The following is a 12,553-nucleotide window of genomic DNA, read 5'->3' as shown; positions in this document are numbered from 1 at the left end:
CTTTTTTTAATGTTCGTCCTGCTTTTTATTACAAGTCCGCTCCCGATGAAGATCGGGATTACGGGCTTTCCATTTCAATCAGGTTTGGGTGGGTTAGGCTTTTGCTACTATTACCGGAAAATAGCACAGTTCCAGAATATTTCTTTGTGAGGGATTAATCTTCCTAAGACCACCAGCCTAAGTTAAATAAACCTGAAAGGAGCGAGCATCCCGATGTAAAATCGGGATAAAGCGGATGGCGGGACTTTCGGTACCGATGTACACAGAACCTTGCTTTTCAAAAAACACAAGCTCATTATTTCATATCCGACATTTCCTGCTGTTTGGTGAGCCACCAAACATGGAATTGATGTTACCATCCGACACAAATATCCAGTCAGATGGTAACATCTGACTGCAGGACAACAAATTCTGATTTTAGACAAGGGAGAATCCGCTTCCTCCATTAACTGAAGATAGCACAGTTCCAAGTATTTATTTTTGAGTGGGGATTCTTTGCCAAGAACCACCGGCTCAAGTTCAATAAACCTGACAAAAGCGAGCATCCCGATGTAAAATCGGGATAAAGCGGATGGCAGGGCTTTCGAAACCGATGCACACAGGAACCTGCTTTTCAAAAAAGTTATCAATGATTTTTCTGCTGTTTGCTGAGCCACCCAATATGGAATCTGGTGGTGTTGAATGTTACCATCCGACTACACGAGGCCAACTTACGAAGCTTGGGCAGGCCACATGCACCGGCAAACTTCGTAAGTTACGCGCAGGCCACAACAAAAAAGGCGTTCTGCAATGATGCAAAACGCCTTTTCTATAAAATTTATTAGAAGAATTAAATGCCGAAAGCAGCTTTAACCTGATCTACGTAATCTAATTTCTCCCAGGTAAACAAATCAACAGTAACTGTTTTTTCTTCACCATTTGGTGTTCTGAAAGTTTTGGTAACCGTTTCTGGCTTACGGCCCATGTGTCCGTAGGCAGCCGTTTCGCTATAAATTGGGTTTCTTAATTTCAAGCGTTGCTCAATAAAATAAGGGCGCATATCGAAAATCGATTCTACAATTTTAGCAATCTCGCCATCTGTTTTACCCACTTTACCAGTGCCGTAAGTATTGATGTAAATACCCATTGGTTTTGCAACCCCGATAGCATATGATACCTGAACTAAAATTTCGTCGGCCACACCAGCAGCCACTAAGTTTTTAGCAATATGGCGTGTAGCATAAGCGGCACTTCTATCCACCTTACTTGGATCTTTACCAGAGAAAGCACCACCACCGTGAGCACCTTTACCACCGTAAGTATCAACAATAATTTTTCTTCCGGTTAAACCGGTATCGCCATGAGGACCACCAATTACAAATTTACCGGTTGGGTTAATGTGGTATTCAATTTTATCGTTAAATAAATGTGCGTAAGCCGGATTGGCTTTGATAATTCTTGGAATCAGGATATTCACTAAATCAGTTTTGATTTTAGCCAACATGGTTGCCTCTTCATCAAAATCATCGTGCTGCGTTGAAATTACAATCGCATCAATACGCACTGGTTTGTTATTATCGTCGTACTCTAACGTAACCTGGCTTTTTGCATCAGGGCGTAAATAAGTAATTTCGTTATTTTCGCGGCGCAAAACAGCCAATTCCTGTAATAATTTATGAGAAAGATTTAATGCCAATGGCATATAGTCTTCCGTTTCGTTGGTAGCATAACCAAACATCATACCCTGATCGCCAGCACCTTGTTCTTCTTTGTTGCTTCTATCTACACCCTGGTTAATATCTTGAGATTGCTCGTGTATTGCTGATAAAATTCCGCAAGAGTTGGCCTCAAACATGTACTCGCTTTTGGTGTACCCTATTTTCTTAATTACATCACGGGCAATTTGTTGTACATCTAAATATGTTTTAGATTTTACCTCACCAGCCAAAATAACCTGACCAGTAGTTACCAAAGTTTCGCAAGCAACCTTTGATTCTGGATCGAAAGCTAAAAAGTTATCAATTAATGCATCCGAAATTTGATCGGCGATTTTATCTGGGTGGCCTTCAGAAACAGATTCTGATGTAAATAAATATGACATTTATTAAATAAATTAATGGTAAATAAACAAATTAAGAATTGCCAAACCCCTTGGAAACAGGTGTTTAAATGATTGAAAGAAGGCATTAGCAATTTTTTTAAGTGGTTGCAATCCGGTCCCGAGGTATCGGGATAGCAAATCAATCCACTTTTTTACTGGTGCAAAATTAGCATATTTTCTTTATTTCAAAAATTATAGATTATTTTGTGCACTCATTCTTACACTTTGCACACAAAGATCAATATCCTCTTTATTATAAACCCTATCTCTGGTGGGAGAGGGAAGTTACGCATCCCCGATTTTATTGATCAATATCTGGATAAAGAAAAGTTTAGCCCAAACTTTGTTTTTAGCGAATATGTTGGCCATGCCGCGGAATTGGCAGATGAGGCAGCAACTAAAAACTTCGATGTAATTGTGGCTGCGGGTGGCGATGGAACCATTAACGAGGTAGCAAGCAAAGTGCTAAAACACGATAAGGTTTTAGGGATTTTGCCCCTTGGATCTGGGAATGGTCTGGCCAGGTTTTTAAATATTTCCAAAAACTTAAGGTATGCACTTTCCCTGATCAATAATTTTAAAGTCGATCGGATTGATAGTGCCGAGTTTAACCAAAAATGTTTTTTCAACCTGGCTGGAATGGGTTTCGATGCCCATTTGAGTTCTGTTTTCTCGAAAGATAAAAAACGCGGACTATCAGGTTATATAAAGCTGGGTTTTAAGGAGGTTTTTAACTATAAAGCACAAACTTACCTGATCAATATTGATGGTATTGAATATACCCGGAAAGCTTTTGCCATCAGCATTGCCAATTCTTCTCAGTATGGAAACGACGTTTATATTGCACCTAACGCCTCTATAAAAGATGGTTTGCTGGATGTTTGTATTATTAAACCTTTTCCGACAATAAAACTGCCATTATTAGGTTATGTAATGTTAAGGGGGAAGGCGGAAACATCAGATATGATTGAAATTATTAAAGGCAAAAACATTAAAATAACCAGAGAAAAAGCTGGCGCAGTGCATGTGGATGGAGAGCCATTACAAATGGGGACAGAGATACACGCGGTAGTAAACCCGCTCTCGCTCAAAGTGATTGTACCCTAATTGAGTTTGGAGTTGAGCGTTTGGAGTTTGGCGGCGATTAATCGGTTAAACCAGTTAAATAGATAGCTTCGGCTCGCTCATATCTAGCCTACCAATGACAATATAACATAGAGTAGGCTATTAACTATCAACCATGGACTAATAAACCAATGGCCAATGAACCTTTTTAAAACATGAAACCAAAGAAAAACAGTTTAAGCGATCTTGGTGGAATTATGTATTCTACCAATCCAGAGTTCGAATATGAAGAAGAAGTTGATGATACCGTTACTTCACCAAATAACCAACAGGATTTAAGGGTAATGCTCGATAAAAAGAACCGTGGCGGTAAAGCGGTAACCTTAATTACAGGTTTCAGGGGCCGCTCAGAAGATTTAGAGGTTCTGGGCAAAATGCTGAAAACCAAATGTGGTGTGGGTGGCTCGGTTAAAGACGGTGAAATCATGATCCAGGGCGATGTGCGTGATAAAGTGATGGGCATTCTCCAAAAGGATGGATACAAAGTGAAAAAAGCTGGAGGGTAGTATTCACTATGATTAAATTTATAGCTGAATCAAAAGAGGTGTCATCCTGAGCGTAGTCGAAGGGCCTTATTGATTGTCTGGAAATAATGGTCTTTGACTACGACGACCTCTAAAATACTAAAAGATTACCTGCCAATCCTCATCATAAGCCAGCCAATCCTCAGTGTCGATTTTTAAATGTATGTCGTGGAAGTACTTTCGCTAAACCATTTAAATCAATCAACATGAAACAGTTGTTATTTTTATTCCTCTTTATCCTTTCTTTTAGCCTACAGGTGGCGCATGCTGCAACTATTGGTGGACCAGAAATAATTCTCCTCATTATGGTAGGCTTTGTCTCAATAGCTGTAATAGTCGGTTTTGTTTTCTTATGTCTATATTTATTCAAAAGATCTAAGCAGGTAGAAAATGAAAAATAAGATAATTTTCGGGTTAATTTTTATACTGGCCTATGGCATTCAGATTGCACATGCAGCTATGTTGGGCACGGCCGAACTGATCATTATTTTGATCGTTGGATTGCTGTTTTTGGCTTTCGTTTTTGGTATTTGTATGTTCATCTACTTTTTAATTAAAAAGAACCGGAATACGCCATCAAACCTGGCTCCGAATACGGTGGCCATAAACTTTGCATCTCCGCTTGCTTATCAAAACCCTACAATTGAGGAAAAAACCAATTTAAAAGAAACGGTAAAAGTAAATACCAGAATTGCTTTGCCTCAACAGAATGAAATCAGATATGTTAATACCGAAGAAATAATAAGATGTGAGGCAGATAACAACTATACTAATTTCTTCTTTAGTGATGGCGGACAATTGTTAATTTCAAAATCGTTAAAGGAATATTCCGATCTACTAAAACCACATGGTTTTGTGCGGGCACACCAAAGTCATCTGGTCAACCCAAAATTTGTGAAGAGTTGGCTGAAAGAAGATGGTGGAACATTGTTAATGGATAGTGGCGATAAAATTCCTGTGAGTAAACCAAATCGGGAATTGGTGAAAGAAATTTTGGGAAGTAATCGCTCATGAGTAAAGTTCGCGTTAGGGATTGTAAGGGTTCAGTGCCGATCCTTCATCGGTACCGGAGCGCAGCGTAGCCCTGAAAAGCCCGACCCTTGCGTAGCTTGGGGAACGCCCAAATCAGTTGACAGTTAATAGTTGGAAGTTTGCAATTAAACCCTGAGGATTTAATAACTTAACGATTTTATACGATCATAAAAACCTGCGAGGTTTAAACATTACATTTTTGTACTTTTGCGGCTATGTCAGTTATTAAACCCTCATTAGCAAAAGGTACCCGCGATTTTTCTCCTGTTGAAATGGTAAAACGCAACTTTATTTACGATACCATTAAAACGGTTTTTAGAAAATATGGTTATGCCGAAATTCAGACCCCAAGTTTTGAAAACCTATCTACTTTAACTGGAAAGTATGGCGATGAAGGCGATAAACTGATTTTTAAAATTTTAAATAGTGGGGAATATTTGAGCCAAAAAGTTTTAGATAAAGTCAGTCATCTCAAAAAAGAATTTGAAGATGCACAAGGTTACCTTGCTGAAAATGATGATTCTAATCCTGACAAAATAGTAATAGGTGGAAATGCCTCTGTAGTATTTGGAAATAATGACGAGTTTACTAAACTACAACAAGCAATATCCCTTTATAAAAATGTAAGTAAAACTGTTCTTACAGATATTTCAGAAAAAGCCCTTCGTTATGATTTAACTGTTCCCTTCGCCCGTTACGTGGTGATGCACCAGCATGAAATTACTTTACCTTTTAAACGTTTTCAGGTTCAACCCGTTTGGCGTGCAGACCGACCACAAAAAGGCAGATACCGTGAGTTTTACCAATGCGATGTGGATGTAGTAGGTTCGGGAAGTTTATTGAATGAAGCCGAATTTATTTTAATCTACAATGAAGCTTTAAGCAAACTGGGTCTGAAAGATTTCAGCATAAAAATTAATAACAGAAAAATTCTATCAGGCATTGCCGAGATCATTGGTAAGCCTGATTTAATTATCGATATGACAGTAGCTATCGATAAATTAGATAAAATCGGATTAGATGGTGTAAGCAAAGAATTGTTAGAACGAGGCTTTACAGAAGCTGATTTAGAAAAACTTCGCCCGGTAATTTTGTTGGAAGGTACCAACGAGGAAAAACTGGCGAGCTTGAAAGAAGTTTTAGCGCAGTCGGAAACAGGCCTAAAAGGCATTGCCGAAATAGAACAGGTTTTTGAGTATGTAGAGAGCCTGATTGCTTACGCTTTGCCATTAACGGCCAAATTAGAGTTAGATATTACTTTAGCCCGCGGATTAAATTATTATACCGGCTGCATTTTCGAAGTGAAAACCAACGAAGTGGCCATGGGTAGTATCGGCGGCGGTGGTCGTTACGATGATTTGACAGGTATGTTTGGCTTGAAAGATTTAACTGGTGTTGGCGTTTCTTTTGGTGCTGATCGTATTTACGATGTATTGGAAGAGCTTAATCTTTTTCCTGCCTCGGCAGAAGTAGGAACAAAAGTGTTAATCAGCAATTTCGATGCAGAAGCTGAAAAATATGCGTTACCGATTGTTCAGCAGTTTAGAAATGCAGGTATTTCAGCCGAACTGTACCCAAGTTCAGCCAAGCTGAAGAAACAAATGGCCTATGCTGATGCCAAGAAAATCCCTTATGTAATTTTAATTGGTGGTGATGAAATTGCAAGTGGCGAACTTACCCTAAAAGATATGGAAAGCGGTGAGCAGAAAAAGTTGACTGTTTTAGGTATTCTGGAGTTGTTGAAATAACATCTGTTTTTCACCGCAAAGAAAATCCGTCATTGCGAGAAGGCTTTTTCAGCCGACGAAGCAATCTTTATAGTAGGATCATTAATATGAAAGATTGCTTCGTCGTTCCTCCTCGCAATGACGAGCACTGAATTATTGCCCAATTCGCAATAAAATCGGGAAATGAACATTTTTCTCTGCATCATCGCCCCAGGCTTCTTTTAGTTCGGTAAACATATACTCCAGCGGATTGCGCTCATTGGCTTTTTTGTAATGCTGCAAAGAAGACCAGGTATTTAAATAGCCTATCATTTGGTTAAAATTCCAGGTGGTTTTAATCTGAAAATGAGGTGCCGTAATTTCCTCAAAAGGGAAGGGGATGGTTTTATAACCTTCTTCAATGTAACGTCGCTCACTATCCCAATATTTGCCCAGAATATCTTCGTAAAGTTTATGTACAGCCTTATCCACCTTTTTATCGATAAACATTAAGCCATAACCAATCACCGCGAAAAGTCCGTCAGGTTTTAGTGTTCTTTTTACTTCAGCATAAAAGGCTTCGAAGTTAAACCAATGAATGGCCTGTGCTACGGTAATTAAATCGAAACTATCATTACCAACCGAGCTCTGTTCTGCAGGTTCAACTTTGTAGGTAATGTTCGGCAATTGCAAGGCATTCTTTAATTGATTCTCGCTGATATCGGTGGCATAAACCGCATCGAAATGCTGCGCCAATACCCGCGCAACCTGTCCATTCCCAGTGGCACAATCCCAGGCAGTTTCTTTGTTTTTTACCAGGCTAAACAGATAATCGTACAGCTCTTGCGGATAGGTTGGACGGTATATGGCGTAATCTGCTGATTGGGTAGAAAAGTTATCTTTCATTTTATTAATGATTGAATGTTGAATGAAGGAAGGAGTGGATTGGAATAAGTGAAAATAACTCCGCTCTTTCTTTATAAAATTATTATATTTTTGATTAACAACGGGTGTTAGGATTAAGTTTCATTTAATAATTCATTCAAATCAATAATTTAGCAACATGGATAAAAGCGTTGATACTTTACGTCAGAAAGAAATTAAGGATGTAGAATATAGGCTGAAATCTATATTCGGCGGTTCAGTTGGTAATCTTGTGGAGTGGTACGATTGGTACACCTACTCTGCTTTTGCACTTTATTTTTCTCCTGCTTTTTTTCCGAACGGTAATCCCACTGCACAGTTATTAGATACCGCAGGTATTTTTGCTGTAGGGTTTTTAATGCGGCCTATTGGTGGTTGGCTATTTGGTAGCATTGCCGATAAACTAGGGCGAAAACGTTCGATGACACTTTCTGTGCTCATCATGGCTATAGGGTCATTAATTATTGGTTTAACCCCAGGTTATAAACACATTGGAATTGCAGCTCCTTTATTGCTCATTTTTGCAAGATTGATTCAAGGCTTGAGTACCGGCGGCGAATATGGCACTTCTGCTACTTATCTCAGCGAAATGGCTACCAAAAAACATAGGGGATTTTATTCAAGTTTTCAATATGTAACCTTAATCGGCGGACAGTTGCTAGCTTTGGGCATTCAATTAATCTTACAGAACTGGTTGCTTACACCTGCCGAACTGCATGAATGGGGCTGGCGGATTCCATTTTTTATCGGCGCCATACTTTCTTTCATCGCTTTGTATCTACGCAGGCATATCGATGAAACCAATGCTTTTAAAAGCAAAAACTCGGCAGAGAAAAAAGGAGGTATTTCGGTATTATTAAAATATCCAAAAGAAGTTTTTACTGTTGTTGGATTAACATTGGGTGGAACAATTGCCTTTTATACGTTTAGCACTTATATGCAGAAATTTCTGGTGAATACAGTACACCTCAGTAAAGAAACCTCTACAACATTATCATTCGTTTCGCTGTTGGTTTTTGCCATAATGCAGCCGCTGTTTGGTTTGTTATCTGATAAAATTGGTCGTAAACCTTTATTAATCGGTTTTGGTGTGCTGGGCACTTTATGTACCTATCCAATTTTAACCGGCCTGGCTGGCGAAACCAATACCACGATCATATTCTTGCTCATGATCGGTGCCTTGATCATTGTGAGCGGATATACGAGCATTAATGCGGTAGTTAAGGCAGAGCTATTCCCCGCCGAAATCAGGGCTTTGGGCGTAGGTTTACCTTATGCTTTAACTGTTGCCATTTTTGGTGGAACCGCAGAATATTTTGCGCTATGGTTTAAAAATATCGGGCACGAAAATTATTTCTATTGGTATGTAACCGGATGTATTTTAATCTCTTTGATTTTATATACCACCATGAAAGATACGAAACACCACTCGAAGATTGAGGATTGATTTCATGAAGCTTGAAACTATACGAGCGTCATTCCCAACTTGATTGGGAATCTTAATGCAATCAAAGATCTCTTTTTTGTAAGTTGATTATGAGGTGTCAGTCTGAGCCTGTCGAAGACCTTTCTTTAAACAACTTAAGTAGTCCTCGTTTTTGTAACGAGGATTATCGAGATCTGCATTTGCTTCGGTCGAGTGACGCCAATTTTAGAATCTGTCATTGGTAACTCGATTGGGGATTTTAATGCAGGTAAAGAATGACGATTATAAAATTTGACATTAAATTACTCAGTGCCATATTGCAATGCGCATTAAGATTCCCACCTGCGTGGGAATGACGCTGAAAAATCTCCGTGTTAATCAGTGCCTCTGTGGCAAAACCTTGCTAGGTGTTTACAAATAATTACTCACTTCAATTAAATTCATATCCGGATCGCGGAGATAGATCGAAATAATCTTACCATTGGCGCCTGTCCGTTCCACAGGCCCTTCCTCGATTTCGATGCATTTTTCTTTTAGTTCTTCCATCACCTCACGAAGTGGAAAATCGGTGATAAAACATAGGTCAGCCGTTCCGGGCAGGGGTTTAAATGCTTTTGGTTCAAACTCACATCCATATTGGTGCAGGTTAATTTTCTGATTTCCAAATTTCAAAGCCTTTCTGTTTTCGCCAAATTCAATTACTTCCATTCCCAGGGCAAGACTGTAAAACCTGCAGGTGCTTTCTAAATTGGCAACTGTTAATACGAGATGATCTAAGCTTTTAATGTCCATAATAATAAAATAGAACTAAAGCATTCGTCCTTTTGTTTTAACAACCTGGAATTTATGCTTTCGATATTTGGTTAGTAAATTATCGACAAACAAAATACTCAATTTTTATATATTTACCATTATGCAAAACCTGCCTCCTTTAGCCGAACGTATGCGCCCTCAAAATCTCGATGAATATGTTGGTCAACAGCATTTAGTTGGAGAAGGTGCAGTGTTGCGCAAGGCGATCGAGAGCAGCCAGCTTCCCTCCATGATTTTTTGGGGACCTCCAGGGGTTGGTAAAACAACGTTGGCTTATATTATTTCGCAGGCACTAGATCGTCCTTTTTTTAATCTGAGCGCCATTAATAGCGGAGTGAAAGATATTCGGGATGTGATCGATCGGGCAGCCCAGTTAAAAGATAGTTTTTTGGGGCTTCCTATTTTATTTATTGATGAGATTCACCGTTTTAGCAAATCGCAGCAGGATAGTTTATTAGGAGCTGTTGAGCGGGGTCTGGTTACCTTAATTGGTGCAACCACCGAAAATCCATCTTTCGAGGTGATTTCCGCTTTACTTTCCCGCTGTCAGGTTTACATTTTAAAATCTTTAACCGAAACGGAACTGGCTGGCTTACTCCAAACGGCCATAAAAAAGGATACAATTCTTTCAAAAAAGAACATTTCTATAAAAGAGCATGAAGCACTGATCCGTTTATCTGGTGGCGATGCAAGGAAATTGTTAAACGTGCTCGAAATTGCCATTAATGGTATCGGCGGGAATAAAATCGTACTCACTAATGAAAATGTATTGGCGCATGCACAGCAAAACCTTGCCCTTTATGATAAAGCAGGAGAACAACATTACGACATCATTTCGGCCTTTATTAAGTCAATCCGTGGCAGCGACCCTAATGCAGCCGTGTATTGGCTGGCGCGGATGATAGAGGGGGGCGAAGATCCATTGTTCATTGCCCGTAGGTTACTGATTTTGTCTTCAGAAGATATAGGTAATGCCAATCCAAATGCCCTGCTTTTGGCCAATAACTGTTTCACTGCTGTAAATGTAATCGGTTATCCGGAAGCGAGGATTATTTTGTCGCAATGTGTAACTTATCTGGCCAGCTCGCCTAAAAGTAATGCCTCTTACGAAGCCATTAACAAGGCACAGGCTTTGGTTAAACAAACAGGTAACTTGCCTGTACCGCTGCACATTCGCAATGCACCTACCAAACTGATGAAAAATATCGGTTATGGAAAAGATTACCAATACTCGCACGGATATGAAGGCAATTTTTCGCCGCAGGAATATTTTCCGGAAGAATTAAGCGGCACTAAACTTTACGACCCAGGTAAAAACCCTGCCGAAGAGAAATTGCGCGAAAAGCTTAGGCAGAACTGGAAAGACAAATACAAATATTAGTGTAACATTTTCTCTTAAATGCATACTAATAGATAAACCATTAATGATTAACTAATACCTAAACTATATATGCTGAGTACTTTTTTAAGTCATCAAAGAAAATCTTTTTGGCGTTCGCGTAACCGTGGCAGCAGTATCGCTGGCCAGATTGTTTTGGGCTTTTTTATGCTATATTTTTTCACATTGGCACTTGGGGCTGGCTTAGGTATGTCGCATTTATTGACCTACTTTTTCCCAAATCAAGATGTAATTAAAAGTTTCAACGGTATCATCCTCTATTATTTCGCATTCGATTTTATCATGCGCCTGCAGTTTCAGGAGCTACCAACCTTAAGTATTATTCCCTACCTGCATTTAAGGATTTCGAGAAGCAAAATCATCAGGTTTTTAAATGTTAAAGCGCTTTTTTCGGCATTTAACCTTTGGCCGTTTTTTATTTTTCTGCCTTTCTGCTTTATTAAAATTGCGCCTGCGCTAGGTGCTGTTACTACCATCATGTATATCGTTTCGATATTTTCAATTATGGTTTTTAACAACTATCTCGTGCTGTACATCAAGCGGAAATCAATTACGAATACGCTATATACCTTTTTCGGACTAGTTATAATTGCAGCATTTGCCGCATTAGAATATTATAAGGTAATTTCAATTATGGCCGGTTCCGATTTTGTGTTCCGTGCCATTGCTGCGCACCCTTATTATGCCTTTGTATTTACCCTGGCTGCGATAGCTATATTTTATTTCAACTCCACTTTCCTGCGTAAAAACCTTTACGTGGAAGAGTTAAGTAGTAAGCAAGAGAAAAAGGGCAGTACCGATTATGCTTTCCTTAACCGCTTTGGCAAGGTTGGCGAGCTGGCCGCTTTAGAGTTAAAATTAATTCTCCGTCACAAGCGTCCCCGCTCCGCGGTTATTATGGGGTTCTTTTTTCTGTTTTATGGATTTCTTTTTTACAAACAAGAAGCCATCAATAAAGATGCATTTGGCCAGATGATGTTTGGTGCCATTTTTATGACGGGTATTTCCATCATTATTTACGGTCAGTTCATGTTTGCCTGGCAAAGTGCCCATTTCGATGGCATATTGGCTAATAAAATCAACTTTAAAGATTACATCAAGGCTAAGTTTTTACTTTTTACCATTGGCTGTACCATTATTACCGTTTTGGCCAGTTTTTATGGGTTTAAGAGCCCAAAATTGTTGCTCCTCCACTTGGCAGCTTATTTTTATAACATTGGTTTTGGAACAGTGGTAGTACTTTACCTTGCCACTTTAAACTATAAACGCCTGGATATTACCAAAGCTGCAAGCTTTAACTATCAGGGAACCGGGGCTACCCAATGGCTTTTAATGTTCCCTTACGCGCTTACACCCATTTTAATGTATGTGCCGTTTGGCATATTAAATAAACCTTTTTGGGGCCTGGCCGTAGTTGGGATATTCGGTTTGGCTATGCTATTACTGCGGGGCTTTTGGGTAAACTACATTGCAAAACGACTTGAAAAACAACGATATAAAATAGCCGAAGGCTTTAGAGAATAA

The 12,553-nt window shown here is 39.2% G+C and carries 11 protein-coding genes; 8 read left to right on the top strand and 3 right to left on the bottom strand.

Annotation, left to right across the window (positions count from 1 at the left end; genetic code table 11):
• Window positions 1-829 precede the first annotated feature (829 nt).
• A complete protein-coding gene (metK, locus tag QF042_RS00265) occupies window positions 830-2,080 on the bottom strand; it encodes a methionine adenosyltransferase (RefSeq protein WP_307524169.1) in 1,251 nt (416 codons plus the stop codon).
• 225 nt (window positions 2,081-2,305) lie between these two features.
• On the opposite strand from metK, the gene QF042_RS00260 reads away from it, so the two are divergent.
• From QF042_RS00260 to hisS, 5 genes are all read left to right on the top strand, one after another.
• Window positions 2,306-3,187 carry a diacylglycerol kinase family protein gene (locus QF042_RS00260; protein WP_307524166.1) on the top strand — a complete coding sequence of 294 codons (882 nt, stop codon included), beginning with the start codon at window positions 2,306-2,308 and terminating at the stop codon, window positions 3,185-3,187.
• 173 nt (window positions 3,188-3,360) lie between these two features.
• Complete coding sequence (locus QF042_RS00255) at window positions 3,361-3,711, top strand: translation initiation factor (RefSeq protein WP_090504011.1); 351 nt, start codon at window positions 3,361-3,363, stop codon at window positions 3,709-3,711.
• A gap of 224 nt (window positions 3,712-3,935) precedes the next feature.
• Window positions 3,936-4,130: a hypothetical protein gene (locus tag QF042_RS00250; protein WP_307524164.1), complete on the top strand. Its 195-nt coding sequence runs from the start codon at window positions 3,936-3,938 to the stop codon at window positions 4,128-4,130.
• Window positions 4,120-4,743 (top strand): LytTR family DNA-binding domain-containing protein, encoded by a 624-nt coding sequence (locus QF042_RS00245; protein ID WP_307524162.1) that lies wholly within the window; start codon window positions 4,120-4,122, stop codon window positions 4,741-4,743. The genes QF042_RS00250 and QF042_RS00245 overlap by 11 nt, the downstream gene beginning before the upstream one ends.
• Before the next feature lie 233 nt (window positions 4,744-4,976).
• Window positions 4,977-6,509, top strand: coding sequence for a histidine--tRNA ligase (gene hisS / locus QF042_RS00240; protein WP_307524160.1), 1,533 nt, complete (start codon window positions 4,977-4,979; stop codon window positions 6,507-6,509).
• A gap of 132 nt (window positions 6,510-6,641) precedes the next feature.
• On the opposite strand, the gene QF042_RS00235 is transcribed toward hisS, so the two are convergent.
• Window positions 6,642-7,373: a class I SAM-dependent methyltransferase gene (locus tag QF042_RS00235; RefSeq protein WP_307524158.1), complete on the bottom strand. Its 732-nt coding sequence runs from the start codon at window positions 7,371-7,373 to the stop codon at window positions 6,642-6,644.
• A 157-nt stretch (window positions 7,374-7,530) separates the two neighbouring features.
• Between QF042_RS00235 and QF042_RS00230 the strand changes: the two genes are divergently transcribed.
• Window positions 7,531-8,838: an MFS transporter gene (locus QF042_RS00230; RefSeq protein ID WP_307524156.1), complete on the top strand. Its 1,308-nt coding sequence runs from the start codon at window positions 7,531-7,533 to the stop codon at window positions 8,836-8,838.
• A gap of 390 nt (window positions 8,839-9,228) precedes the next feature.
• Here the strand turns inward: QF042_RS00230 and QF042_RS00225 are convergent, their stop codons facing one another.
• Window positions 9,229-9,609 carry a VOC family protein gene (locus QF042_RS00225; protein ID WP_307524154.1) on the bottom strand — a complete coding sequence of 127 codons (381 nt, stop codon included), beginning with the start codon at window positions 9,607-9,609 and terminating at the stop codon, window positions 9,229-9,231.
• Between the two features lie 121 nt (window positions 9,610-9,730).
• On the opposite strand from QF042_RS00225, the gene QF042_RS00220 reads away from it, so the two are divergent.
• On the top strand, window positions 9,731-11,011 hold the full coding sequence (locus QF042_RS00220) for a replication-associated recombination protein A (RefSeq protein ID WP_307524152.1): 1,281 nt from the start codon (window positions 9,731-9,733) through the stop codon (window positions 11,009-11,011).
• Window positions 11,012-11,080: 69 nt separating this feature from the next.
• Entirely contained in the window at window positions 11,081-12,553 is a 1,473-nt protein-coding gene (locus QF042_RS00215; protein WP_307524150.1) for a DUF5687 family protein, read from the top strand.

It is taken from the genome of Pedobacter sp. W3I1, assembly GCF_030816015.1.
GTDB lineage: Bacteria > Bacteroidota > Bacteroidia > Sphingobacteriales > Sphingobacteriaceae > Pedobacter.
Note: the sequence above shows the minus strand (reverse complement) of the source record. Positions and strands in the feature narration are given on the sequence as shown.

Excerpts from the sequence above, each read along its gene's own strand:
- metK (WP_307524169.1), bottom strand. The coding sequence starts at position 2,080 with ATGTCATATTTATTTACATCAGAATCTGTTTCTGAAGGCCACCCAGAT.
- QF042_RS00255 (WP_090504011.1), top strand. The coding sequence starts at position 3,361 with ATGAAACCAAAGAAAAACAGTTTAAGCGATCTTGGTGGAATTATGTAT.
- QF042_RS00250 (WP_307524164.1), top strand. The coding sequence starts at position 3,936 with ATGAAACAGTTGTTATTTTTATTCCTCTTTATCCTTTCTTTTAGCCTA.
- QF042_RS00245 (WP_307524162.1), top strand. The coding sequence starts at position 4,120 with ATGAAAAATAAGATAATTTTCGGGTTAATTTTTATACTGGCCTATGGC.
- hisS (WP_307524160.1), top strand. The coding sequence starts at position 4,977 with ATGTCAGTTATTAAACCCTCATTAGCAAAAGGTACCCGCGATTTTTCT.
- QF042_RS00235 (WP_307524158.1), bottom strand. The coding sequence starts at position 7,373 with ATGAAAGATAACTTTTCTACCCAATCAGCAGATTACGCCATATACCGT.
- QF042_RS00230 (WP_307524156.1), top strand. The coding sequence starts at position 7,531 with ATGGATAAAAGCGTTGATACTTTACGTCAGAAAGAAATTAAGGATGTA.
- QF042_RS00225 (WP_307524154.1), bottom strand. The coding sequence starts at position 9,609 with ATGGACATTAAAAGCTTAGATCATCTCGTATTAACAGTTGCCAATTTA.
- QF042_RS00220 (WP_307524152.1), top strand. The coding sequence starts at position 9,731 with ATGCAAAACCTGCCTCCTTTAGCCGAACGTATGCGCCCTCAAAATCTC.
- QF042_RS00215 (WP_307524150.1), top strand. The coding sequence starts at position 11,081 with ATGCTGAGTACTTTTTTAAGTCATCAAAGAAAATCTTTTTGGCGTTCG.